Origin of the sequence: Pseudomonas sp. NPDC089401 (genome assembly GCF_044749485.1) — a bacterium.
Classification (GTDB): Bacteria; Pseudomonadota; Gammaproteobacteria; order Pseudomonadales; family Pseudomonadaceae; genus Aquipseudomonas.
Map to the genome: position 1 here is coordinate 197,850 of NZ_JBIVIA010000010.1, position 23,138 is coordinate 220,987.

The 23,138-nt window shown below is 65.4% G+C and carries 19 protein-coding genes; 7 read left to right on the forward strand and 12 right to left on the reverse strand.

The features are described from left to right. Positions 1-35: 35 nt before the first annotated feature. The 4 genes from rnc to pdxJ all read left to right on the forward strand — a co-directional run bounded on the left by rnc (position 36) and on the right by pdxJ (position 3,211). Positions 36-725: a ribonuclease III gene (gene rnc, locus ACIP21_RS22220; protein ID WP_027917873.1), complete on the forward strand. Its 690-nt coding sequence runs from the start codon at positions 36-38 to the stop codon at positions 723-725. Then, positions 718-1,620, forward strand: a complete 903-nt coding sequence (era, locus tag ACIP21_RS22225; RefSeq protein ID WP_400692121.1) for a GTPase Era — start codon at positions 718-720, stop codon at positions 1,618-1,620. Before rnc ends, era begins: the two co-directional genes overlap by 8 nt. A gap of 124 nt (positions 1,621-1,744) precedes the next feature. Continuing rightward, positions 1,745-2,428 carry a DNA repair protein RecO gene (gene recO, locus ACIP21_RS22230; protein ID WP_400692123.1) on the forward strand — a complete coding sequence of 228 codons (684 nt, stop codon included), beginning with the start codon at positions 1,745-1,747 and terminating at the stop codon, positions 2,426-2,428. A gap of 9 nt (positions 2,429-2,437) precedes the next feature. After that, on the forward strand, positions 2,438-3,211 hold the full coding sequence (pdxJ, locus tag ACIP21_RS22235; protein ID WP_400692125.1) for a pyridoxine 5'-phosphate synthase: 774 nt from the start codon (positions 2,438-2,440) through the stop codon (positions 3,209-3,211). Between the two features lie 128 nt (positions 3,212-3,339). Here the strand turns inward: pdxJ and ACIP21_RS22240 are convergent, their stop codons facing one another. Further along, positions 3,340-4,722 carry a heavy metal sensor histidine kinase gene (locus ACIP21_RS22240; protein ID WP_400692128.1) on the reverse strand — a complete coding sequence of 461 codons (1,383 nt, stop codon included), beginning with the start codon at positions 4,720-4,722 and terminating at the stop codon, positions 3,340-3,342. Continuing rightward, the gene (locus tag ACIP21_RS22245) at positions 4,719-5,393 is read right to left on the reverse strand and encodes a heavy metal response regulator transcription factor (RefSeq protein WP_400692131.1); all 675 of its coding nucleotides are present in this window, start codon (positions 5,391-5,393) and stop codon (positions 4,719-4,721) included. Before ACIP21_RS22245 ends, ACIP21_RS22240 begins: the two co-directional genes overlap by 4 nt. Positions 5,394-5,742: 349 nt before the next feature. On the opposite strand from ACIP21_RS22245, the gene ACIP21_RS22250 reads away from it, so the two are divergent. Further along, on the forward strand, positions 5,743-5,940 hold the full coding sequence (locus tag ACIP21_RS22250; RefSeq protein ID WP_400692134.1) for a hypothetical protein: 198 nt from the start codon (positions 5,743-5,745) through the stop codon (positions 5,938-5,940). A gap of 70 nt (positions 5,941-6,010) precedes the next feature. Here the strand turns inward: ACIP21_RS22250 and cmoB are convergent, their stop codons facing one another. The 7 genes from cmoB to ACIP21_RS22285 all read right to left on the reverse strand — a co-directional run bounded on the left by cmoB (position 6,011) and on the right by ACIP21_RS22285 (position 17,089). Next, positions 6,011-6,967, reverse strand: coding sequence for a tRNA 5-methoxyuridine(34)/uridine 5-oxyacetic acid(34) synthase CmoB (cmoB, locus tag ACIP21_RS22255; RefSeq protein WP_400692136.1), 957 nt, complete (start codon positions 6,965-6,967; stop codon positions 6,011-6,013). Further along, positions 6,964-7,707: a carboxy-S-adenosyl-L-methionine synthase CmoA gene (cmoA, locus tag ACIP21_RS22260; RefSeq protein ID WP_400692139.1), complete on the reverse strand. Its 744-nt coding sequence runs from the start codon at positions 7,705-7,707 to the stop codon at positions 6,964-6,966. Before cmoA ends, cmoB begins: the two co-directional genes overlap by 4 nt. 89 nt (positions 7,708-7,796) lie before the next feature. After that, the gene (locus tag ACIP21_RS22265) at positions 7,797-8,189 is read right to left on the reverse strand and encodes a protease inhibitor I42 family protein (RefSeq protein ID WP_400692142.1); all 393 of its coding nucleotides are present in this window, start codon (positions 8,187-8,189) and stop codon (positions 7,797-7,799) included. 170 nt (positions 8,190-8,359) lie between these two features. After that, positions 8,360-10,780 carry an endopeptidase La gene (gene lon / locus ACIP21_RS22270; RefSeq protein WP_400692145.1) on the reverse strand — a complete coding sequence of 807 codons (2,421 nt, stop codon included), beginning with the start codon at positions 10,778-10,780 and terminating at the stop codon, positions 8,360-8,362. 217 nt (positions 10,781-10,997) lie between these two features. After that, the gene (locus tag ACIP21_RS22275) at positions 10,998-13,409 is read right to left on the reverse strand and encodes a glucose/quinate/shikimate family membrane-bound PQQ-dependent dehydrogenase (protein WP_400692148.1); all 2,412 of its coding nucleotides are present in this window, start codon (positions 13,407-13,409) and stop codon (positions 10,998-11,000) included. A 27-nt stretch (positions 13,410-13,436) separates the two neighbouring features. Further along, positions 13,437-14,783 carry a carbohydrate porin gene (locus tag ACIP21_RS22280; RefSeq protein ID WP_400692150.1) on the reverse strand — a complete coding sequence of 449 codons (1,347 nt, stop codon included), beginning with the start codon at positions 14,781-14,783 and terminating at the stop codon, positions 13,437-13,439. A gap of 302 nt (positions 14,784-15,085) precedes the next feature. Next, positions 15,086-17,089 carry a TonB-dependent receptor gene (locus ACIP21_RS22285; RefSeq protein ID WP_400692153.1) on the reverse strand — a complete coding sequence of 668 codons (2,004 nt, stop codon included), beginning with the start codon at positions 17,087-17,089 and terminating at the stop codon, positions 15,086-15,088. A gap of 165 nt (positions 17,090-17,254) precedes the next feature. Here ACIP21_RS22285 and ACIP21_RS22290 point away from each other — a divergent pair, with 165 nt between their 5' ends. Continuing rightward, positions 17,255-17,476 carry a VF530 family DNA-binding protein gene (locus ACIP21_RS22290; protein WP_023378991.1) on the forward strand — a complete coding sequence of 74 codons (222 nt, stop codon included), beginning with the start codon at positions 17,255-17,257 and terminating at the stop codon, positions 17,474-17,476. A gap of 1 nt (position 17,477) precedes the next feature. Further along, entirely contained in the window at positions 17,478-18,113 is a 636-nt protein-coding gene (locus ACIP21_RS22295) for a Pr6Pr family membrane protein (RefSeq protein ID WP_400692155.1), read from the forward strand. Positions 18,114-18,232: 119 nt separating this feature from the next. On the opposite strand, the gene ACIP21_RS22300 is transcribed toward ACIP21_RS22295, so the two are convergent. The 3 genes from ACIP21_RS22300 to ACIP21_RS22310 form a co-directional block, all read right to left on the reverse strand. Continuing rightward, positions 18,233-18,991, reverse strand: coding sequence for a siderophore-interacting protein (locus ACIP21_RS22300; RefSeq protein WP_400692157.1), 759 nt, complete (start codon positions 18,989-18,991; stop codon positions 18,233-18,235). Further along, complete coding sequence (locus ACIP21_RS22305) at positions 18,984-19,529, reverse strand: PadR family transcriptional regulator (protein WP_400692160.1); 546 nt, start codon at positions 19,527-19,529, stop codon at positions 18,984-18,986. The genes ACIP21_RS22300 and ACIP21_RS22305 overlap by 8 nt, the downstream gene beginning before the upstream one ends. 86 nt (positions 19,530-19,615) lie before the next feature. Beyond that, entirely contained in the window at positions 19,616-22,771 is a 3,156-nt protein-coding gene (locus tag ACIP21_RS22310; RefSeq protein ID WP_400692162.1) for a transglycosylase domain-containing protein, read from the reverse strand. Positions 22,772-23,138 lie beyond the last annotated feature (367 nt).

Here is a 23,138-nt window from a genome sequence, read left to right on the forward strand (position 1 = left end):
TTGAACAACGCGTTGAACAACCCACGGGTGGCTGCATGAGTGCTTCCCTTGCCCGTCTCGAGCGCAAGCTCGGCTACACCTTCAAGAACCAGGAGCAGATGCTGCTGGCCCTGACCCACCGCAGCTACGCCGGGCGCAACAACGAGCGCCTGGAGTTCCTCGGTGATGCCATCCTCAACTTCGTGGCTGGCGAGGCGCTGTTCGAGCGTTTCCCGCAGGCCCGCGAAGGCCAGCTGTCGCGCCTGCGCGCCCGCCTGGTCAAGGGCGAGACCCTGGCCCGCCTGGCCCGAGGCTTCGACCTGGGCGATTACCTGCGGCTGGGTTCGGGCGAGCTCAAGAGCGGCGGTTTCCGCCGTGAGTCGATCCTCGCCGATGCCCTGGAAGCATTGATCGGTGCCATCTACCTGGACGCGGACATGCAGACCGCGCGCGAGCGTGTACTGGCCTGGCTGACCGACGAGTTCGAGGGCCTGACCCTGGTCGACACCAACAAGGACCCGAAAACCCGCCTGCAGGAGTTCCTGCAATCGCGCAGCTGCGAGCTGCCGCGCTACGAGGTGGTCGACATCCAGGGCGAACCGCACTGCCGCACCTTCTTCGTCGAATGCGAAGTGGTGCTGCTGAACAACAAGAGCCGTGGCCAGGGCGTGAGCCGGCGTATCGCCGAGCAGGTCGCCGCCGCCGCCGCATTGATCGCCCTGGGCGTGGAGAATGGCAATGACTGAGAACAATCCGACCCGCTGTGGCTACGTGGCCATCGTCGGCCGCCCGAACGTGGGCAAGTCGACCCTGCTCAACCACATCCTCGGCCAGAAGCTGGCGATCACCTCGCGCAAGCCGCAGACCACCCGCCACAACATGCTCGGCATCAAGACCGAGGGTGACGTGCAGGCGATCTACGTCGACACCCCGGGCATGCACAAGGCCAACGACAAGGCCCTGAACCGTTACATGAACCGTAACGCTTCGGCGGCCCTGAAGGACGTCGACGTGGTGATCTTCGTGGTCGACCGCACCAAGTGGACCGACGAGGACCAACTGGTGCTGGAGCGCGTGCAGTACGTCACCGGCCCGCTGATCATCGCGGTCAACAAGACCGACCGCATGGAAGAGAAGGCCGAGCTGATCCCGCACCTGCAGTGGCTGCAGGAGCAACTGCCGAATGCCGAAGTGATGCCGATCTCCGCGCAACAGGGGCACAACCTCGAAGTGCTGGAAGCCCAGATCGCCAAGCACCTGCCGGAAAACGAGCACTTCTTCCCGGAAGACCAGATCACCGACCGCAGCAGCCGCTTCCTGGCCGCCGAACTGGTGCGCGAGAAGATCATGCGTCAGCTCGGTGCCGAGCTGCCGTACCAGATCACCGTGGAAATCGAAGAGTTCAAGCAGCAAGGCCATGTGCTGCACATCCATGCCTTGATCCTGGTCGAGCGTGACGGCCAGAAGAAGATCATCATTGGCGACAAGGGCGAGCGCATCAAGCGCATCGGCTCCGAAGCGCGCAAGGACATGGAAGTGCTGTTCGACTCCAAGATCATGCTCAACCTCTGGGTCAAGGTCAAAGGCGGCTGGTCCGACGACGAGCGCGCCCTGCGTTCGCTGGGCTACGGCGACCTGTAAGCCTGCCTGACTTCCCAGGTTACTCTGTGGGAGCGGGTTTACCCGCGAATGCGGTGGTGGATTCACTGACGCATTCGCGGGTAAACCCGCTCCCACAGTTGTTTGTAACGACTAGAGACCGCTCATGGATCAGCCAGTCGGCCAGCCGGCCTACGTCCTGCACAGCCGCGCCTACAAGGAAACCAGCGCGCTGGTGGACTTCTTCACGCCTCAAGGCCGTGTGCGCGCCGTGCTGCGCCGTGCGCGCGGCAAGGGCGGGAGCCTGGTGCGGCCGTTCGTGCCGCTGGAGCTGGAACTGTTCGGCAAGGGCGAGCTGAAGAACGTCAGGCGCCTTGACGCCGTCGGCATCGCCGCCTGGTTGCATGGCGATGCGCTGTTCAGCGGGCTCTACCTCAACGAGCTGCTGATGCGCCTGCTGCCCGCCGAGGCGCCGCAGCCCGAGCTGTTCGAGCACTACGCCCTGACCTTGCAGGCGCTCGCTGCCGGCAGGCCCCTGGAGCCGCTGCTGCGCTCGTTCGAGTGGCGCCTGCTGGGCGACCTCGGCTACAGCTTTTCGCTGAGCCACGACATCAACGACGACCCGGTCGAAGCCCAGGGCCTGTACCGCCTGCGGGTCGATGCCGGGCTTGAGCGCGTGCACCTGGTGCAACCCGGCCTGTTCAACGGCACCGAGCTGCTGGCCCTGGCCCAGGCCGACTGGGACGCCCCTGGCGCGCTGCTTGCGGCCAAGCGCCTGATGCGCCAAGCGCTGGCAGTGCACCTGGGGGCAAAACCGCTGGTCAGCCGGGAACTGTTTCGCAAGCGCTGAGCACGACGTATGCTGTGGGGCTCAATCACAGGAGAGCCTTTCGTGACTCACAGCAACCGCATGCTTCTCGGCGTCAACATCGACCACGTGGCGACCCTGCGCCAGGCCCGGGGCACCCGTTATCCGGACCCGGTCAAGGCCGCGCTGGACGCCGAGGAAGCGGGTGCCGACGGCATCACCGTGCACCTGCGCGAAGACCGCCGGCACATCCAGGAGCGCGACGTGGTGCTGCTCAAGGACGTGCTGCAGACGCGCATGAACTTCGAAATGGGCGTCACCGAAGAGATGATGGCCTTTGCCGAGAAGATCCGCCCGGCCCATATCTGCCTAGTGCCCGAGACCCGCCAGGAGCTGACCACCGAAGGTGGCCTGGACGTGGCAGGGCAGGAAGCACGCATCAAGGCAGCAGTGGAGCGGTTGTCGCGTACCGGCGCCGAGGTGTCGCTGTTCATCGATGCCGACGAGCGCCAGATCGAGGCCTCGCGCCGGGTCGGCGCGCCGGCCATCGAGCTGCACACCGGGCGTTATGCCGATGCCGAAACGCCGACCGAAGTGGCTGAAGAACTGCAGCGTATCGTCGATGGCGTGGCCTTCGGCGTGGGGCAGGGGCTGATCGTCAATGCCGGGCATGGCCTGCATTACCACAACGTCGAGGCGGTGGCAGCGATCAAGGGGATCAATGAGCTGAACATCGGCCATGCCTTGGTGGCGCATGCCCTGTTCGTGGGCTTCAAGGCGGCTGTTGCCGAGATGAAGGCATTGATCGTCGCGGCTTCGCGCTGATCCATCGGTTGCCTGTACCGGCCTCTTCGCGGGTAAACCCGCTCCCACAGGGACCGCGCAAGCCTTGAGGCTTATGGTGTTCCTGTGGGAGCGGGCTTGCCCGCGAAGAGGCCGGCGCGGGCAGCCTTTTATTCAGTCTGAAACACCAGGGTGAAGCGAGTCGGCCCTGAAGGGCTGCTGCTCACCTCGACCCGCCCTCCATGCAGCTGCATGATCGACTTGACGATCGCCAATCCCAACCCGGTCCCACCCTCCAGCCGCGAACGCCCCGACCCGACCCGGTAGAAGCGCTCGAACAACTGCGGCCAGTGCTCCTCGGCAATCCCCGGCCCCAGATTTTCCACCCACACAAGCACTTCGCTGCCCTGGCGCTCGATGCCCAGCTGCACGGCCTGACCTTCCGGCCCATGGCGAATGGCATTGCTCAGCAGGTTCGACAGTGCTCGCTGGAACATCAACCGGTCCGCCAACGCCGTGCCCCAGCCCTGCAAGCACAGCTCGATACCCTTGAGCTCGGCATTGAAGGCGAACAGCTCGCCCACCTGCGCTGCCTCGTCAGCCAACGCCAGAGGCTTGAGTGCCACCTGGGTTTGCGGCTGGCTGACCTGGGCGAGGAACAGCATGTCGTTGATGATGCGGTTGAGTCGGGTCAGTTCGTCGATGCTGTCCGCCAGCACTTCCCGGTAATTCTCGCTATCGCGCTCGCGGGCGAGGGTCACCTGGGCCTTGCCCATCAGGTTGCTCAGTGGCGTGCGCAGTTCATGGGCAAGGTCGTCGGAAAACTGCGATAGCTGGCGCACGCCCTGGTCCAGGCGGTCGAGCATGACGTTGATGCTGCGGGCCAGTTCTGCCAGCTCCAGAGGCAGGCCGGCCACCGGCAGGCGGTGCTGCAGGTCCTGGGTCGAGACTTGCCTGGCAATCCGGCGGAACAGGCGCAAAGGCTTCAGGCCACGCTGCATCAGCCACCAGGCGCCCGCGCCGATCAGCAGCAGCAGCAACGGCAGGGCCAGCAGGGTCGATTCCAGGTAGGCCTGGAGCAACGCGCTGTCGTCGGCGCGGTCGAGCGACATCATCACCCGCACCGGGGTGTCGTCGCGCAGGCGCATCAGCCGGGTCGCAGTGAGGATCTGACGGCCGCCGCTTTCACGCCATTCATGGAAGGCCAGGCGCGCGTCGGTGTGCAGCGTGCCGACCTGGGACTCGACGGCCGGCCCCAGGCTGAGCAGGTGCGGGTGGCGGCCATCGAGGGCCAGCACGCTGAGGCTGAGGTTGTCGTGGCCCATCACCAGGTCGAGCAGCGGGTGGGCGCGGCTGCCCAGGTCTTCGCTGCGCAGGTCGACCCGCAGGTTGTGTTCCACCTGCAGCATCTTGCGCGCCAGGTCCTTGCGCGCGCGGCTGTCCAGTTCGTGGTCGAGGGCGAATACGGCCAGGCAAGCGAGCAGCAGCACCAGCGCAGCGCCCATCAGGGTCACGCCCAGGCCCAGGCGCAACGACAGGCTGGCCTGCTTCACGGGCGGGCTTCGAGCACATAGCCGACGCCACGCAAGGTGTGGATCAGCTTGTCGTCGAACGGCTCGTCGATCTTCGCCCGCAGGCGGCGGATCGACACCTCGACCACGTTGGTGTCGCAGTCGAAGTTCATGTCCCACACCAGCGAGATGATCTGGGTGCGCGAAAGCACCTCGCCGGTCTGGCGCATCAGCAGGTGCAGCAGGGCGAATTCCTTGGCGGTCAGGTCGATGCGCTGCCCGCTTCGGTAAGCGCGGTGACGGCTGGGGTCGAGTTCCAGGTCGGCGACGCGCAGGGTGCTGGGTTGCAGTTGCTGGTCGTTGCGCCGCAGCAGGGTGCGGATGCGGGCCAGCAGTTCGGGGAATTCGAACGGCTTGAGCAGGTAGTCGTCGGCGCCCAGGTCCAGGCCCTTGACCCGGTCGGCCAGGCGGCCGTGGGCGGTGAGCATCATGATCCGCGTGGCCGATTCGGCGCGCAGCCGTTGCAGTACCGTCCAGCCGTCGAGCTCGGGCAGGTTGACGTCGAGGATGACCAGGTCGTAGGGCTGCTGGCGCGCCAGGTGCAGGCCGTCGGTGCCGGTGCGGGCGCAATCGACCACGTAGCCGTTTTCGCGCAGGCCTTGTTGCAGGTAGTCGGCGGTACGCAGTTCGTCCTCGATGATCAGTAGGCGCATGGGAGGGCTCGGGCTAATGGAAAGGGTGGGATTCTCGGGCCTGAAGGGACTTCAGGGTCAAGTGGCAGGATGTTACGGCATGAGAACGGCTCGGCGGCGCAGATAACGGATTTGTAATCCAGGTGTTATCTAACTGCCTGCTCGGGCCCTTTCGCGGGTAAACCCGCTCCCACAGGGATCTCACAATATTCCAGCCTGTGGAGATCCTGTGGGAGCGGGTTTACCCGCGAAAGGGCCCGAACAGGCGACACAAGGCCACATTGCAAGACTGTAATGCCCGCCTCATCTTGCCGTTAGCTGGCAATGGTTACGCTTGCCCCATCTGATCGCTCACCACGAGGCAAGCACCATGAACCTGAGCCAATACCTGCTGCTGGCGACCCTTGCTCTGGGCAGCGCCAGTGTCTACGCCGAAGGCGGCGCGGAGCGTTCGAAGCAGTTCTGGGAGGCCTTCCGTCAGGACCAGGCGCGCCTGTATGGCGACAAGCAGCAGGCGATTGCGGAGCGCAAGGTGCAGGAAAAGACCCGCGAGGTGGCCAAGGACTGAGGCAACAGCGCCGGCGCCGGTACAGCTCCCCGGCGCAGGTGTGATTCAGGCGCCCGCAGGGGCGCCTTTTTTATTTGCGCGCCAGCAGGGTGGCGCGGCGGGGGGCGGGCAGGCCTTCGAGGGTCTTGCCGTGGTCATTGGGGTCGAGGAAGTCGCCCAGCGACTGGTAGCGCATCCATTCGGTGCTGCGCTGCTCCTCGACGCTGGTGACGCTGACATCGACACAGCGCACATCGCTGAAACCGGCGCGCCGTAGCCAGCGCTCCAGGGCCGGCACCGACGGCAGGAACCAGACGTTGCGCATCTGCGCGTAGCGGTCCTCGGGCACCAGCACCTGGTTCTCGTCGCCCTCGATCACCAGGGTTTCCAGTACCAGCTCGCCGCCCTTGACCAGGCAGTCCTTGAGCGCCAGGAGATGCTCGATGGGCGAACGGCGGTGGTAGAACACGCCCATGGAGAACACCGTGTCGAAACCTTCGAGGTTGGCAGGCAGGTCTTCCAGGGCGAACGGCAGGTGCCAGGCGGGCAGTTCCGGCAGGTACTGCTGCACGGCCTGGAACTGGCAGAAGAACAGCCAGTTGGGGTCGACGCCGATGACCATGTCGGCCCCGGCACCGAGCATGCGCCACTGGTAGTAGCCATTGCCGCAACCCACATCGAGCACGCGCTTGCCCTTGAGGTCCAGGTGCGGGCCGACCCGCGACCACTTCCAGTCCGAGCGCCATTCGGTGTCGACGTGTACGCCGAACAGCTCGAACGGCCCCTTGCGCCAGGGCGACAGGCCCATCAGCGCCTGGCGCAGTTGCGCGCGGGTGGCATCGTCGCAGGCGCAGTCCAGGCGCAGGCCGTCAGCCAGGTCGACGCGAGTGGGCGTCAGTGCCGGCAGGGCGTCGAGCGCGCCGCGCCAGCGGTCGAGGTCGCCGTGGCCTTTTTCCAGCTTGGCATCCAGTTGTGCTTGCAGGCCTTCGGACCAGCAAGCCAGGGGCGTGCCCGCCAGGCGGCGGACGAGGGGGGACAGATCGATCATGGCAGGGCTATCAGCGAGGCGAAGTTGAGGCATTGGAACCAGGGCACGACCTTGGTGAAACCGGCCGCGTGCAGGCGCTCCTTGTGCGCCTGCAGGGTATCGGGCTTCATCACGTTCTCGATGGCGCTGCGCTTCTGGGCGATTTCCAGTTCGCTGTAGCCATTGGCCCGCTTGAAGTCCAGGTGCAGTTCGTTGAGCAGGGCCTGCTCGTCGTCATCGGCGAAGCGCAGCTTCTCCGAGAGGATCAGTGCACCGCCCGGCAGCAGCGCCTGGCGGATGCGGGCGAGCAGGGCCTGGCGCTGCTCCGGGGCGATGAACTGCAAGGTGAAGTTCATCGCCACCACCGAGGCCGGCACCAATGGCAGGGTGAGGATATCGGCCTCCAGCACCTGCACCGGCAGCAGCTCCTGGAACATCGAGTCCTGGGCGGTGAGGTACTGGCGGCAGCGCTCGACCATGGCCGCGGAGTTGTCCACGGCGATGACCTGGCAACCATCCGTGCGTACATGGCGGCGCAGGGCCTGGGTCACGGCGCCCAGCGAGGCGCCCAGGTCATACAGCGCGGTATTGGGCTGGGCGAAGCGCGCGGCCAGCACGCCGAGGTTCTCGACGATGGTCGGGTAACCGGGCACCGAGCGCTTGATCATGTCCGGGAACACACGCACCACGTCTTCGTTGAACACGAAGTCGGGGACTTGCTCCAGGGGCTGGGCGAAAAGGCGGTCGGGTTGTTTGCTCACGGTGGATCCAGGCGGCTGGCGATATGCAGGGGGCGCATTCTAGCCAAACCGCGGCGCGGATGCATGGTCGGCTGACCAGCGCTGTGCGATCAACGTACCCGGATGGCGCAATCGAAGGTCTGCACCGGGGCGACTTGCGGGGCCCAGGGCTGCTGGTAGACCAGTACCAGGTGGCCTTCGCCGGCGGCGGTGGCCTGGTAGCGCCAGGTGGAAAGGCCCGAGCTGCCGACCACGCCTTCGTCTTCAGGGGCGCTGTAGACCTCGGGGCCAAGGCCATGCAGTACGTTGGCCGCAGGGTCCTGCACGTTCCAGCGGTAACCGGTGGAGGGGTTGCTGGGCAGGGTCAGGGTGATGGTCTGGCCGACTTGCAGGCGCTTGGGGCATTCGCTTTCGGCGTCCAGTTCGACATTCGGTTGCGGCTGCTGGGCGCAGGCGGCGAGCAGGGCGAAGCTCAGGGGAACGAGCAGACGAGGGGCGGTCATGGTGGCTCCGGAGGCTGGCGATGGCCCGAGGATACCCGATGATTGAGGAGTTTTGTGTTGCCAGTGCCGGCCTCTTCGCGGGTAAACCCGCTCCCACAGGTACTGCACAGTATCTGAAAACTGTGCTGTACCTGTGGGAGCGGGTTTACCCGCGAAGGGGCCGGTCCAGGTTAGAACAAGACCTTGGCCACGTCGGCAAAGCGCTTGGCGAAATGCACGGTCAGGCCCTCGCGCAGGTAGTCCGGCAGTTCCTCGAAGTCACCGCGGTTGGGTTCGGGCAGGATCAGTTCGAAGATCTTCTGCCGCCGCGCCGCGATCACTTTCTCGCGCACGCCACCGATCGGCAGCACCTGGCCGGTGAGGGTCAGTTCGCCGGTCATGGCCACGCCTTTCTTCGGCGCCTGGTCGCGGGCCAGGGACAGCAGGGCGCTGGCCATGGTCACCCCGGCACTGGGGCCATCCTTCGGCGTAGCGCCCTCGGGCACGTGCAGGTGAATGAAGGCCTCGTTGAAGTAACCCGGAGTGCCGCCGAACTGCTTGAGGTTCGAGCTGATGTAGCTGTAGGCGATTTCCGCCGATTCCTTCATCACGTCACCCAACTGCCCGGTGAGCTTCAGCCCGCGGTTGAGGCTGTGGATGTGCGTGGCCTCGATCGGCAGGGTCGCGCCGCCCATGCTGGTCCATGCCAGGCCAGTGATCACGCCCTTGCCGGCCAGCACCTGTTCGCTGCGGAACACTGGCATGCCCAGGGCCGCTTCGAGGTCCTTGTTGGCGATCTTGAGCTTGGCGTCGGGGTCGTCGAGCAGCTTGACCACGGCCTTGCGCACCAGCTTGCCCAGCTGTTTTTCCAACTGGCGCACGCCGGCCTCGCGGGCATAGCCCTCGATCACCGTGCGCAGCGCGCTGTCGCTGATGCTCAGGCTGGCCTTCGCCACGCCGGCCTTGTTCAGCTGCTTGGGCCACAGGTGACGCTTGGCGATGGCCAGTTTCTCTTCGGTGATGTAGCCGGACAGGCGGATCACTTCCATGCGGTCGAGCAGCGGGCCGGGGATCGAGTCCAGGGTGTTGGCGGTGCACACGAACAGCACCTTGGACAGGTCCAGGCGCAGGTCCAGGTAGTGGTCGAGGAAGTCGACGTTCTGCTCGGGGTCGAGGGTTTCCAGCAGCGCCGAGGCGGGGTCGCCCTGGTAGCTCTGGCCCATCTTGTCGATTTCGTCGAGCATGATCACCGGGTTCATCACCTCGACCTCCTTCAGCGCCTGCACCAGCTTGCCGGGCTGGGCGCCGATGTAGGTGCGGCGGTGGCCCTTGATCTCGGCCTCGTCGCGCATGCCGCCGACGCTGAAGCGGTAGAACGGCCGGCCGAGGGATTCGGCGATGGACTTGCCGATGCTGGTCTTGCCCACCCCGGGCGGGCCCACCAGCAGCACGATCGAGCCACTGATCTCGCCCTTCCAGGCGCCGACGGCGAGGAATTCGAGAATGCGTTCCTTGATGTCGTCCAGGCCGGCATGGTGCTGGTCGAGCACCTTGCGCGCATGCTTGAGGTCGAGCTTGTCCTTGCCGTACACACCCCAGGGCAGGGCGGTGGCCCATTCCAGGTAGTTGCGGGTGACGGCGTATTCGGGCGAGCCGGTCTCGAGGATGGCCAGCTTGCCCATCTCTTCGTCGATGCGCTTTTTCGCCTGGTCAGGCAGGGTCTTGCCGGCCAGGCGTTGCTCGAACTGTTCGAGGTCGGCGCTGCGGTCGTCCTTGGTCAGGCCCAGCTCCTGCTGGATGACCTTGAGCTGTTCCTTGAGGAAGAACTCACGTTGGTGCTCGCCGATCTGCCGGTTTACCTCGGCGGAGATCTCGTTCTGCAGGCGGGCGACCTCGACCTCCTTACGCAGCATCGGCAGCACCTTTTCCATGCGCTTGAGCATGGGCACGCAGTCGAGTACCTCCTGCAACTGGTTGCCGGTGGCGGAGGTCAAGGCGGCGGCGAAATCGGTGAGCGGCGAGGGGTCGTTGGGGCTGAAGCGGTTGAGGTAGTTCTTCAGCTCTTCGCTGTACAGCGGGTTGAGCGGCAGCAGTTCCTTGATCGCATTGATCAGGGCCATGCCGTAGGCCTTCACCTCGTCGGTCGGCTCGGCCGGCTGGCGCGGGTATTCGACCTCGACCAGGTACGGCGGGCGATGGTGCTTGAGCCAGGTGCGGATGCGTACCCGGGTCAGGCCCTGGGCGACGAACTGCAGCTTGCCGTTTTCACGGCTGGCGTGGTGCACCTTGACCAGGGTGCCGTATTCCGGCAAAGCCGAGGTGTCGAAGTGGCGGTGGTCTTCCGGCGGGGTGTCCATGAAGAACAGGGCCAGCGAGTGGTGCTCGGTCTTGGCCACCAGGTCGAGGGTTTCGGCCCAGGGTTCTTCGTTGACGATCACCGGCAGCACTTGCGCGGGGAAGAACGGGCGGTTGTGGATCGGGATCACATAGACCTTGTCCGGCAGCTGCTGGCCGGGCAGGGCGAGGGCATGGCCGGTTCCGGCCTTGGCATCGAGGTGTTCGACTTCGCTGTGTTCGTCGGGTTGTTCCGGGAAATCCTGCTGGTCGCTCATGGGGCACCTGCGTGAATGACTATGGTGCTTAGATGGGGCGATGGGGGATGGGTTTCAATGGTAGACGAAGGGAGTGGGGGCGGGTTTCATCTTTGCCGGCCTCTTCGCGGGTAAACCCGCTCCCACAGGTACTGCACAGAGCTGAAGGTCGCTGCAGTACCTGTGGGAGCGGGCTTGCCCGCGAATGCGGCGGTGAGGTCACCACCGCAGCCGGAGGTTACTCGGCCAGTTTGTAAGCGATGATGTAATCGCCCATCCTGGTGCCCAGCGAGCCATGCCCGCCGGCCACGATCAGCACATACTGCTTGCCGTCCTTGCCGGTGTAGGTCATCGGCGTGGCCTGGCCACCCGCTGGCAGGCGGGCCTTCCACAGTTCCTTGCCGTTGTTCACGTCATAGGCGCGCAGGTACTGGTCGAGGGTGCCGCTGAGGAAGCCGACGCCGCCGGCGGTGACGATCGAACCGCCCATGCTCGGCACACCCACCGGCATGCCGATCGGCACCGGGGTGCTGTCACGGGTGGTGCCGTTCTTGCGTTTCCACACCACCTTGTTGGTGAACAGGTCGATGGCGGCCACGTAGCCCCAGGCCGGGGCCTGGCACGGAATGCCGATCGGCGACATGAACGGGTGCATGGTCACCGCATAGGGTGCACCGGTGTTCGGTTGCACGCCGCTGGTCTCGCTTTCGCGCTTGCTGCCGGCGGCCACTTGCTCGCGCGGCACCATCTTCGACACGAAGGCCATGTAGTTGGGCGAGGTGAACAGCAGTTGGCGCACCGGGTCGACCGACACGCCGCCCCAGTTGAACACCCCGACGTTGCCCGGGTAGATCAGCGAACCCTGCTCGGACGGCGGGGTGTACTGGCCTTCGTAGCGCAGTTCGCGGAACTGGATGCGGCACAGCATCTGGTCGAACGGCGTGGCGCCCCACATGGCCTGTTCGGTCAGTTCAGGGCCGAGCAGGTTGAGGTCGGAGCGGGCCTGGGTCGGCGCGGTGTGGTCACCCTTGACCGCGCCCTGCGGCGTCGGGATCTCGCGGATCGGCACGATCGGCGTGCCATCGCGACGGTCGAGCACATACAGGCTGCCCTGCTTGGTCGGCACGATGACTGCCGGCTTCACGCCATCCTTGGTCTTCAGGTGCACCAGGGTCGGCTGGCTGCCGACGTCCATGTCCCACAGGTCGTGGTGGGTGAACTGGTAGTTCCAGCGGGCCTTGCCGGTGGCCAGGTCCAGGGCCACCACGCCGGCGCTGTACTTCTCGGCGCCCGGGGTGCGGTCGGCGCCCCACTGGTCAGGGGTCTGGTTGCCCAGTGGCAGGTAGACCATCCCCAGGTCTTCGTCGACGCTGGCCAGCGACCACATGTTGGCCGAGTTGCGGCTGTACATCTTGCCAGGGGCCAGCGGCTTGGTGTCGTCCGGGTTGTTGCTGTCCCAGTTCCACACCAGGCGACCATCGTGCACATCGTAGGCGCGGATCACGCCGGACGGCTCGTTGGTCGATTCGTTGTCGGTGACGTGGCCACCGATGATCACCAGGCTGCGGGTGATCGCCACTGGCGAGGTGGAGTAGTAGCCGCCGGCGGTGAACGGGCCGATGCCGGTGGTCAGGTCGATCGCGCCCTGGTTGGCGAAGCCTTCGCAGACCTTGCCGGTGTCGGCGTTGATGGCGATCAGGCGGGCGTCGGCGGTCGGCAGGTAGAGGCGGCGCGGGCAGGCCTGGGCCACGGCCTGGCCGGCGTCGGTCACCTTCGGCGCGGGGCTGCCGTCGCGGCTGACATAGCTGTTCTCGTCATAGTACGAGACGCCGCGGCAGGTCATGTGGGCAAAGCCCTTGAAGGTGCCGACCGGGGTCTTGATCTGCGGGTCGTAGCGCCAGATCTCGGCGCCGGTGTCCGGGTCCAGGGCCAGCACCTTGCTGTGGGCGGTGCACGCATAGAGCATGCCGTTGGCCTTCAGCGGGGTGTTCTCGTTGGTCAGTTCGACCGGGTCGTTGTCGGTCGGCAGGTCACCGGTGCGGATGCGCCAGGCTTCTTCCAGGCGGTAGGCGTTCTGCGGGGTGATCTGGCGCAGCGGCGAATAGCGGTCGCCGTGCTCGCTGCGGCCATAGGCCTGCCAGTCGCCGTCCGGCATCGCCGGTGCGGCGCTGCCCATCTCGCTGTTGTCGCGGCCCAGTTCGCCGAACACCTCACCGGGGTGGGTGAACTGGCTGCCCAGGGCGCTGGCGCCGGAGGCCAGCACGGCAACGCTCAGCAGCGCAGTGTTGAGCTTCGCGGCCGGCCCGGTCAGCGGGCGGCGCGCCCACGGCAGCAGCAGGACCACGCCGATGGCGAACCAGATGGCCAGGCGTGGCACCAGTTGCCACCAGTCCAGGCCGACTTCCAGCAGTGCCCACACGGTGCTGCCCAGCAGCACCAGGCCGTACAGGCCCAGGGCCAGGCGGCGGCGGGCCAGCAGCAGGCCACCCGACACGGCAAAGCCGAGGCCGGCGACCAAGTAGTACAGCGAGCCGCCCAGCTGGCTCAGCTTGATGCCGCCGGCCAGCAGGGCCAGGCCCATCAGCAACAGCAGCACGCCCATGAAGCGCGGTAGCCAGTGGGTTCCTTGGGTGGCACCTTCAGTGCTCATCGTGGGTTCTCCGTTCAGTGAAAAGGGTCAGAAAGTGCTTTGAATCTTCAGGCCGCCGACCAGCGCGCTGTCGACCTGCGACACCCCGCCCGGATGGCGGATGTACTGCAGGTTCGGGCGCACCGTGAGCCAGTCGGCCAGGTGAATGCCGTAGTAGAGTTCGGCGCTGTACTCGGTGTCCTGCACCGGCAGGTAACCCGGGTTGTCGTAGTCGTCCAGGCCGGCCACCTGGTTGGCCAGGCGGACGTTCTTGCGGTAGGCGGGGTTGACGTGCACGCGGGCGACGGCAAAGCCGATATCGTCCTTGGCGCGGGCGTCGAAGGGGCCCTTGTACACCAGCCCTGCCTGTACGTAGTTGTCGATGACATTGGTCTTCTTGTCATGCAGCGTGGCGTTGGCGAACAGGCTCAGGCCGCGCGACTGGTCGGACGCCAGCGAGGTCACCTGCTGCTGCGCGCCGAGCCACATGCCGTGCTTGCTCGAACGGCTGCGGTAGGCGGCGCCGCTGAGGGCGGCCGGCTGGCCGTCGCTGTCCTTGAGAACATCCTGTGCCTTGGCATTACTGTAGTAGTAGCCGGCGCGATATTCCCCTTTCAGGCCGTTCAGGCGTGGGCTCCACACCAGCTCGACCGGCATGACGGCGCCCTGGGTGCCGCTGCCGCTGAGCTTGAAGCCGTTGCCGGACTCGAGGTTGGACGGGTTCTGCTCGTACACGCCGACCTGGGCATAGAGGGCGTCGTTGAGGTTGTAGCGCACGCGCAGGGCCCACTGGCTGACCGGCCAGTTGTACCAGATGCCGCCGACCCAGTTGCCGACCTGAGAGCCGCAGAACGCCAGGTTCTGGAAGTCGCAGGGGAAGCTGTTGAAGTCCTCGCCTTCGCCGAAGCGGCCGAATTTCACGTCCAGGGCGCCGTCGAAGTACTTCTGCTTGACCCACAGCTGGGTCAGCCGCCAGGTCTCGCCACGGCCCCAGACTTCCTGGGCCGAGGTGAAGCCGCCGACGCGCGGGTCGTTGATGCGGTCGTTGCTGATGTTGTCGCCGTGGCGCTCGGTGACGGTCAGCTGGAACTCGGTATCGTGCCAGCCGAGGATCTTTTCCAGGTCCAGGTGGCTGGCGAAGGTGAACTGGTCGCTGTAGCGCGCGGTACGGTCGTGGTCGTAGCCGCCGTGCAGGTTGCTGCCCATTTCTCCGGTGTAGCCAAGGGTGAAGTCGTAGCCTTTTTCCAGCAGCTCGGTGCGGGTGCCGCCCCAGTCGCCGAACATCCATGGGGAGTCCTTGGCAAAGGGTTCGCTGGCACCGGCGGCGGCCGGCAGGCCTGCGGCGAGGGCGAGGAGGGCAAAGCCGGTGTTGCGGGTTTTTGGCAGTTGGAACATGAGATAGCGCTATCTTTTGATTATTGAGCAAACGGCAAGCGCATCGAGACGCGAACGCATCGATGGAGATGAAAAAAAGGGATGGCTGGGTGAAGCGATTCAGCCAGCGGCGCAGAGGATATAGGGGAAGTTGTAATAAAAAAAGACAAATTGTCGCAGGGAATTATTACCGATCCGGCAACAGTGTCGATGAACTGGAGTCAGGATGCATGTCCTGTAGGAGCGGGTTCACCCGCGAATGCGGCGGTGGCCTCAACATCGCATTCGCGGGTGAACCCGCTCCCACAGGGAGCCGCGTAAGGTCAGAAAGTAGTGCGCAACCCGACCTCGACACTACGCCCAGGCGCCGGCGCGATATCGCGCAGGATCGAGCTGGCGTAGCGCACCGTCTGGTCAGTCAGGTTCTCGCCACGCACAAACGCCAGCCACTGGCTCTGGCCGATGTCGAAGCGGTAGCCGACACTCGCCCCGAGGGTGGTGAAGCCATCGGTGCTGGTCTCGTTCTGCGGCTTGCGCTGCTGCGAGGCGGCATGCTCCACGTCGACCCGCGCCTGCCAGCGCTCCCGCTCCCACACCAGCCCGCTGTTCAGGCGCAGCGGCGCGATGCGCGGCAGCGCCTCGCCGCTGTCGAGGTTGTTGGCCCGGGTGTAGTCGCCGGACAGCTCCAGGGAGAAGCTGCCGTAGCGGTTCTCGAGCAGCTTCCAGCGGTCCTGCGCCTCGATGCCATAGAAGCGTGCGCGCACGCCCTGGTAACGGTACTCGGGGATGTCGCCTTCTTCGCCTTCGCGCAGCACACCGCTGCCGATCAGGCCGATGTAGTTGCTGAAGTGGCTGTAGAACAGGCCGATGCTGCCCTTGTGGGTGCCATTGTCGAAGCGCAGGGCCAGGTCGGTGGAAACGGCCTTTTCCTTGTTCAGGCTGGCATCGCCGACTTCGAACGTCCCGGTCGCCACATGGGCGCCGTTGGCGTACAGCTCGTAGAACGTCGGTGCGCGCTCGGTGTAGCCGAGGTTGGCGGCCAGGGACCAGACCGGGTCGAGTTGATACACCGCGCCCGAAGAGAGGCTGAAGGCATTGAAGCTGCTGGCGCTGTCGGCGTCGACGAAGTTTTCGTTGCCCTTGGCGTCGGGGTCGACACGGGTGTGTTCCATGCGCGCGCCGAAGCTCAGGTTGAGGCGCTCGGTGGCTTGCCATTGTTCAAGCATGAACAGCGCCAGGCTATCGGTGTCGCTCTGCGGGACAAAGGCTTCCTCGCCCAGCGCCGAGAACTCGTTGCGATTGACCTGGGCGCCGATCACGCCCTGCAGCGGGCCCAGCGGCTGATGGCGGGCTTCGATGCGGGCTTCGTAGCCTTTGTTCCTGAAGGTTGTGCCGACTTCGCCGTCCTCGATCTCGCGGTGCTCGTAGTCGGTGTAGCCGGCGTCGACCTTGACCGAGCTGAACGGGCCGTCCAGGTCGCGGATTTCCGAGGCGAAGGCGTAGTGGTCCTGCTTCATGTCCAGGCGCACGCCGGACTCGGCCACCGAGCCGTAGTTGCTGTCGTAGCGGCTGTAGGAAAGGCCGGCGTAACCGTGATCCCAATGGTAGGAACCGCCGATCGCGCCACCGTCCTGGCGGCCGTCGCTGTTTTCCAGGCGGTGGCGGCTGCCTGGCTCGTCGCCATCGCGGACTTTGCTGCTGCGGGCGTAGCCAGGGATGCGCAGGTCATTGAACTGGCGGCTGTTGGCGTCCAGGTGCAGGGCGAAGGTGCCGTCACCGGCCTCCAGCTTGCCGGCGCTGCTGCGCGTGGTGTCGGCGCCGCCGTAGCGCAGTTCGCCGGCGCCGTGGATGCCGTCGATGGGCGAGTCGGGGATGCGGTTGTCGAAGGTGTTGATCACCCCGCCAATGGCATTGCCACCGTACAGCAGCGCGGCCGGGCCGCGGACGATCTCGACGCGTTCGACATTGACCGGGTCCAGCGGCACCGCGTGGTCATAGGACAGCGACGAGGCATCCAGGGCACCGACGCCGTTGCGCAGGATGCGGATACGGTCGCCGTCCAGGCCGCGAATCACCGGGCGGCTGGCGCCGGGGCCAAACCAGGTGGAGCTGACGCCGGGTTGCTTGTTCAAGGTCTCGCCGAGGCTGCCGTGCTGTTGCTGCAGCAGCGCGTCACCTTCGAGCACGGTGCTGGGCGCGGCCAGTTGGCGATTGCCCAAGGGGTTGGCGGTGATCACCTGGGGTTCGAGTTCCAGCGCCTGGCTGGGCGCGGAAGCCAGCCACAAGGCGACGGCGAGGGGGGAGAGGCGAAGCGGGATGTGCAGCATGGGGATGAGGCGTTCCTTGGCAGATGCTTTTGTATTGTTACTGTATAACATCACTATTTCAGCACAGGGGTTTTATCCCTGGCCAGCGATTTTTCCTCGGACATCACTGATCCCACCTGCCACTACACTCGTGTAAGGTGCGCATCTTTCCCACGGAGCACTGGCATGAGCACGGCCCAACACAACGCGCTGCACGGCAAGACCCTCGAACAGATCCTCACCGAACTGGTGGCGCACTACCAATGGCAGGGCCTGGCCGAACGCGTGGACGTGCGCTGTTTCAAGAGCAACCCGAGCATCAAGTCGAGCCTGACCTTCCTGCGCAAGACGCCCTGGGCGCGGGAAAAGGTCGAGCAACTGTACGTGAAGCTACAGCGCCAGGCCTGACATGCCGCGACGTCCCTGGCTGACCGCGATGGCCGTGCTGGGCTGGTTTGCCCTGGCGGTGCAGGTGTACCTGGTGCTGCTGGCCCGCTGGCAGGAGCAGGCCAGCCTGATCGGAGGCCTGGTCAATGTCTTCGGTTACTTCACTGTCCTGACCAACACCCTGGTGGCGACGGTGCTCAGCTACGCAGCGTTCGGTCGGGCGTCAGGCGCCAGGCGGTTTTTCCTGTCGCCTGCAGTGAGTTCGGCGGTGGCGGCGAGCATTGTGCTGGTGGCGCTGGCGTACAGCGTGTTGCTGCGCCACCTCTGGCATCCGCAGGGCTGGCAATGGCTGGCGGATGAACTGCTGCACGACGTGATGCCGCTGCTGTTCGTCCTGTACTGGTGGTTCGAGGTGCCCAAGGGCAGGCTGCGGCTCTGGCACCTGGCGGTGTGGGCGCTGTACCCGGCGGTGTATTTCGCCTATGCGCTGTGGCGGGGGAGCGAGATCGGCGTGTATGCCTACCCGTTCATCGATGTGGCGAGCCTGGGATATGGGCAGGTGATGCTCAATGCCCTGGGGGTGCTGGCGGGGTTCTGGGGGATCGGGCTGGTGTTGCTGGGGCTGGATCGGTGGCGGGGGCGTTACAGATCGGTTTGACCTGTACCGGCCTCTTCGCGGGTAAACCCGCTCCCACAGGGATCTCACCTTACTCAAGCCAGTGGAGATCCGGTGGGAGCGGGTTTACCCGCGAAGAGGCCAGTGCAGGCGAGCACAGATTATTCGTCGTCTGCAGTCCCGTCGGCGCGCCAGTAGGCAGCGGCCTTGAGTGCATCCTCGGCCACGCCTTTCTCCAGCAACAACGCCTTGGCCTGGCGGGTCAGTGATTTCTCCAGCGCCACCCAGCCGTACAGCTTGCCTTGCGGCAATGTCAGCCCTTGCAGCATCGCCAGCAGGTCCTCATCCCGCCTGATCCAGACCACTTCCACGTCAGCCTTGCTCGGCAATGGCTGGCGCTCCTGCTCATCCTCGACCTGGATCACCGCCAGCACCCGACGCCCCGCCGGCAGTTCCTCAAGGCGCCGGCCAATGGCCGGAATCGCCGTCTCGTCGCCCACCAGCAGGTAGCTGTCGAAGATATCCGGCACCACCAGCGAAGCCCGCGGCCCGGCGATATTCAGCACGTGCCCCGGCGCCGCCTGGGCCGCCCAGGTCGAAGCAGGGCCATCGCCATGCAGCACGAAGTCGATGTCCAGCTCGTTGTTGACCAGGTCGATGCGCCGTGGCGTGTACTCGCGCATGGTCGGCCGGGCCCCGCCATCGCGCCCGAGGTTGCGGGCGTCCATGGCCTGTTGCTGCTCGGCGGTTTCGGCGAACAGCAGCTTGATGTGGTCGTCGCTGCCCAGGCTGGTGAAGCCCTGCAGTTCATCGCCGCCGAGGGTGATGCGGCGCATGCGCGGGGTCAGTTCGGTGACCCGCAGCACTTGCAGGCGGCGTTGGCGGATTTCGTGGTTGACGCGGTGGATGGTGTCACTCATGGGGATTCTCCCTGACTGGATCGGCCGGCCCGGAGGCGATGGCCTTGGCAGTGTCGTTGAGCAGGTTGCGTACCCGATCGATTTCTTCCGGCGTCCAGCGCCCGCTGTGCATGTGCAGGGCGTGGCGCAGGTTGCCGACGGCTTCGTGGATTTGCGGCGGGCGATCATGGCCGCGCAAGGCGCGCTTGCTGACTTCGATGCGCATGCGCACGCCATCGAGGGCCACGGCCTGGTCGGCCAGCGCGGTGCGCCCGGCGGCGGTGATGGCGTACAGGCGCTTGCTGCCGTGCACCTGCCCGCTGATCAGCTCGGCTTCCTCGAGGAAGTTGAGGGTGGGGTAGATCACGCCCGGGCTGGGGCTGTAGCTGCCGTCGAACAGGTTTTCGATCTGGCGGATCAGGTCGTAGCCATGGCCAGGTTGCTCGGCCAGCATCGACAGCATCAGCAACTTGAGGTCGCCCGGGGCGAATACCCGCGGGCCGCGTTCGCCGCGAGCGGGGCGGCGTTCGAAAGGATCATGGGCGCCGGGGTCGCGCATCGGTGGGTTCCTTGTGTTTCGATATATCGCAAGATATTACTCAAGATATATCGAAACACAAGCCGCTAAATGCCGATGATTATCATCTACGTTTTAGATGCATCGCTCCCGGGCCCCTGTTGCGGGGCCGGCATGGCCACCTCCGGCGGCTTGCATTCGTTCGGGTTGCCCGGCTGCAGGTACGGCATCAGGATCGGCGCCATGCCTTTGAGCACCTGTACGGGCAGCGCCGAGGTGAAGGTGAACTTCTCCGCCGAGCGGCCCGGGACGAACGCGGTCAAGGTGCCGAAATGGTTGTCGCCGAGGAAGAACACGAAGGTCGCGGTGCGGTTCAGCGACCGCGAGCCGATCAGCCGGCCACCGGCACCGAAGCTTTCGATGCGGTTGTCGCCGGTGCCGGTCTTGCCGCCCATCACCAGCGGCGTGCCGTCGTCGAGCTTGAAGCTGCCGGAGATGCGCCGTGCGGTACCGGCATCGACCACTTGCGACATGGCGCCCTTGAGTGCCCGTGCCACTTCCACCGGCAAGATCCGCACGCCACGGTCAGGGTCGCTGACCAGCTGGGTTTCGTACGGGGTGTCGGCGGCGAAGTGCAGCGTGTCGATGCGCAGCGTCGGCAGGCGCACGCCGTCGTTCTGGATGATGCCGACCAATTCCGACAGCGCCGCCGGGCGGTCGCCGGAACTGCCGATGGCGGTGGCCAGCGACGGCACCAGGTGGTCGAACGGGTAGCCCACGCGCTTCCAGCGCTGGTGGATGTCGAGGAACGCCTCGATCTCGACCATGGTGCGGATGCGGCTGTCACGGGCGCCCTGGTAGCGGCTCTTGAACAGCCAGCCATACACCTCCTGGCGTTCGAAGCGGCTGGCGTTGACCATTTCGGTCAGGGTCGAGGCCGGGTTCCTCAGCAGGTAGCCGAGCAGCCACAGGTCCAGCGGGTGGACCTTGGCGATGTAGCCCTGGTCGGGCAGGTCGTACTTGCCCGGGCCATAGGCTTCGTACATTTCCGCCAGCTTGCCGTCGGTGAGCTTGCCCAGGGCGACCTTGTCGTCCTTGCTGTGGGCGCGGACGAAGGCGTTGAAGGTTTCCTGGCGTGCTTCCGGGAACAGGTAGCGGTGCACCGCGGCCAGGCGCTGCGGGGTGGCGCGCATGCTGTCGAGGAAGGTGTCCAGGCGCTGCTGCGAGGTCTTGCGCTGGTACTTCTTCCAGAAGCGCATCAGGTAGCTGGTGCCTTCCTTGTCGGCGAAGCGCGCCAGGTATTCCTGGCGACGCGGGTCGGCGTCGTCCTTGAGCAGCGGCACCCGGTTGAACGGTTGCTGGTAGGTGAAGTAGCGCACCAGGTCGCGCATCAGGCGGATGAACGGCAGGTTGATCGACTCGCGCAGGGCGTCCTTGAGGGTCGGGTTGCGGTTGTTGTCTTCCTTGCGGAAGTTGTTGAACACATGCATGCCGCCGCCGGTGAAGAAGGCTTCGCCGGTGTTGGCCGAATACTTGCGTTCCAGGGCGGCGTCGAGCATGGCGTCGAGGCTCTGGTTCTTGCTGTTCTGCGCCAGCCACTCCAGCGACCACTGGCTGATGCGGTCGAGTTCGGCGACCTCGACTTTCTTCAACTCGGCAGGGCTCTTGCCAGCGTACTTGTCGTGCAGTTCGGCGATGATTTCCAGGTAGGTGGTCAGCACCCGCAGCTTGGCCGTCGAGCCCAGTTCCAGCTTGCTGCCTTCGTTGATGTCGAACGGCTGGTTGGTGCTGTCGGTCTGCACCCGCACCCGCGAGCCGTCGGCGGTGCGTTCGAACAGGGTGAAGCTGTAGCTGACCTGGTCGGTGGTCTTGGCGGTGAGCAGGCGTTCGCCGATCAGGCCTATGTTCGCCGCGAATGCCGGGTCGGCGAGGTTTTTCAGGTACTGGCTGACCTGCACCTGCAGGTCGGCCTGCAAGGTGCTGGTGGCCGATACGTCGAGGCGGTCGAGATCGTACAGCGGGCGGTTGAGCATCGCCGCCAGGCGGTTGCGCGCCAGGCTGATGCCCTTGTTGGTGATGATCGGCACGATGGTCGGCTGCGCCACCCAGTCGCGGTACACCGCCTTGCTGGCCAGCGCGGCGTCGGCCAGCGGCTGCTCGATGACCTGGTTGGCGGCCAGCACGCGGATGTGCGAGTCGGTGAGTTCGGCAAGTTCCACCCGGCCCTTGGACAGGTAATGCGAAGGCCGGCGCTGGGCGATCATCAGCGACAGCACCTGGCGCAGGGCCAGGCCGCGCGCGGCCATGCTGTCAGGGTCGCTGGCGGTGGAGGTCAGGGCCTGGTTGACCTGGTCGAAATCGGCGCCGTACCACACCCGCAGGCCTTCGGCCATGCCGTGCACCTCGCCATGCCCGGGCACCGCCGACAGCGGCACGCTGTTGAGGTAGTCGCGCACGATGCGCTGGCGCGCCTCGGTGGTGTCGGCGCCGCCCTGGTAGGCACGCACGCTGGCCGAAATCATCTGGCGGATCTTCTCGGCGCCGGACACGGTCAGGCCATCGGGCGAATGGCGGTACTTCTCCAGCTGGGTGGCCAGGGTGCTGCCGCCGGCGGACTGGCCGGGCAGGGCCAGGTACTTGGCTACCTGGCTGTAGGCGGCCTTGGCGAAGCGTGGCCAGTCGACGGCGGGGTTGTTCTTCGGGTCGTGGGTGTCGAGCAGGTCACGGTTCTCGATGAACAGCAGGCTGTTGACCATTACCGGCGGGATCGCCGCAAAGTTCGGGTACAGGTGCTGCGGGTAGTTGTACTGGTACAGGGTGTCGCCGCGGCAATCGGTGATCGACAGGCCGGCCTGGATCTTCTCGATGTAAGGGACGAACAGGCCATGCTCGGCATAGTTCATCAGTGCCGGGGAAAACTGCACCTGCTGGCTGACCAGGTAATCACGCTTGAGCAGGCGCGGCAGGAATTCGCCCAGCGAGCTGTAGCCCAGGCGTTTGTCGAACGGCCCTTCGCCGGGGTAGATGATGGCATCGCTGGGCCCCGACTTCAGCGAGTAGGTGAGGGTGGTGGCCAGTTTGCTGAATTCGCGCGATTGCAGGTTGGAGGTGCGGAACTCGTCATAGGCGGCAAAGCCGATGGCCACCAGCGCCACCAGCAGGATGAGGATGATCAGCCGCCACCACAGCTTGCGCTGACGTGGGGATTTGCTGGGTGGCGTCTCGGCCGGCGATGCTTCGGGTGCTTCCCTTCTGGTTGGTTCCGACTGCCACAGTGCGCCCATAGTCTTGTTTCCGGCCAGGTGTTTTCGTCTTGCTTGTCTGAAGCTTAGACGTTGACGGGATTAGGTGAAAAATTTGTAGGAAGGTATGAAAGCTGCGCTGGGGATATGCGGCTTTGGTGTGGGTTTCTTCGCCTGGCGATATTGCTAGGGTGACGGAGTGAAGCGGCCGCTTGCAGAACTCTCGCCAAATAACGGCCCATTTACAGTGAAAACCCCTGCAAAGGTCTTCCTATACTGCTCGCCCCCTTCGCCTTGCCGACCGCTCTGGTCCGGCAGGCGGGCCGGCCCACAAGGCCAGCCCGGCGAGCCAACGCCACGCCTATCGGCCTGGCCGGTGCTGCACGAAGGTCAAATCCAATAACAAAAT

What these genes read in the sequence shown, in the direction of transcription:
- ACIP21_RS22280 (WP_400692150.1), bottom strand. Translation starts at nt 14,783, where the DNA reads ATGTTCCAACTGCCAAAAACCCGCAACACCGGCTTTGCCCTCCTCGCC.
- ACIP21_RS22275 (WP_400692148.1), bottom strand. Translation starts at nt 13,409, where the DNA reads ATGAGCACTGAAGGTGCCACCCAAGGAACCCACTGGCTACCGCGCTTC.
- ACIP21_RS22310 (WP_400692162.1), bottom strand. Translation starts at nt 22,771, where the DNA reads ATGGGCGCACTGTGGCAGTCGGAACCAACCAGAAGGGAAGCACCCGAA.
- recO (WP_400692123.1), top strand. Translation starts at nt 1,745, where the DNA reads ATGGATCAGCCAGTCGGCCAGCCGGCCTACGTCCTGCACAGCCGCGCC.
- pdxJ (WP_400692125.1), top strand. Translation starts at nt 2,438, where the DNA reads ATGCTGTGGGGCTCAATCACAGGAGAGCCTTTCGTGACTCACAGCAAC.
- ACIP21_RS22250 (WP_400692134.1), top strand. Translation starts at nt 5,743, where the DNA reads ATGAACCTGAGCCAATACCTGCTGCTGGCGACCCTTGCTCTGGGCAGC.
- ACIP21_RS22285 (WP_400692153.1), bottom strand. Translation starts at nt 17,089, where the DNA reads ATGCTGCACATCCCGCTTCGCCTCTCCCCCCTCGCCGTCGCCTTGTGG.
- ACIP21_RS22290 (WP_023378991.1), top strand. Translation starts at nt 17,255, where the DNA reads ATGAGCACGGCCCAACACAACGCGCTGCACGGCAAGACCCTCGAACAG.
- era (WP_400692121.1), top strand. Translation starts at nt 718, where the DNA reads ATGACTGAGAACAATCCGACCCGCTGTGGCTACGTGGCCATCGTCGGC.
- lon (WP_400692145.1), bottom strand. Translation starts at nt 10,780, where the DNA reads ATGAGCGACCAGCAGGATTTCCCGGAACAACCCGACGAACACAGCGAA.
- ACIP21_RS22295 (WP_400692155.1), top strand. Translation starts at nt 17,478, where the DNA reads ATGCCGCGACGTCCCTGGCTGACCGCGATGGCCGTGCTGGGCTGGTTT.
- cmoB (WP_400692136.1), bottom strand. Translation starts at nt 6,967, where the DNA reads ATGATCGATCTGTCCCCCCTCGTCCGCCGCCTGGCGGGCACGCCCCTG.
- rnc (WP_027917873.1), top strand. Translation starts at nt 36, where the DNA reads ATGAGTGCTTCCCTTGCCCGTCTCGAGCGCAAGCTCGGCTACACCTTC.
- ACIP21_RS22305 (WP_400692160.1), bottom strand. Translation starts at nt 19,529, where the DNA reads ATGCGCGACCCCGGCGCCCATGATCCTTTCGAACGCCGCCCCGCTCGC.
- ACIP21_RS22265 (WP_400692142.1), bottom strand. Translation starts at nt 8,189, where the DNA reads ATGACCGCCCCTCGTCTGCTCGTTCCCCTGAGCTTCGCCCTGCTCGCC.
- ACIP21_RS22300 (WP_400692157.1), bottom strand. Translation starts at nt 18,991, where the DNA reads ATGAGTGACACCATCCACCGCGTCAACCACGAAATCCGCCAACGCCGC.
- ACIP21_RS22245 (WP_400692131.1), bottom strand. Translation starts at nt 5,393, where the DNA reads ATGCGCCTACTGATCATCGAGGACGAACTGCGTACCGCCGACTACCTG.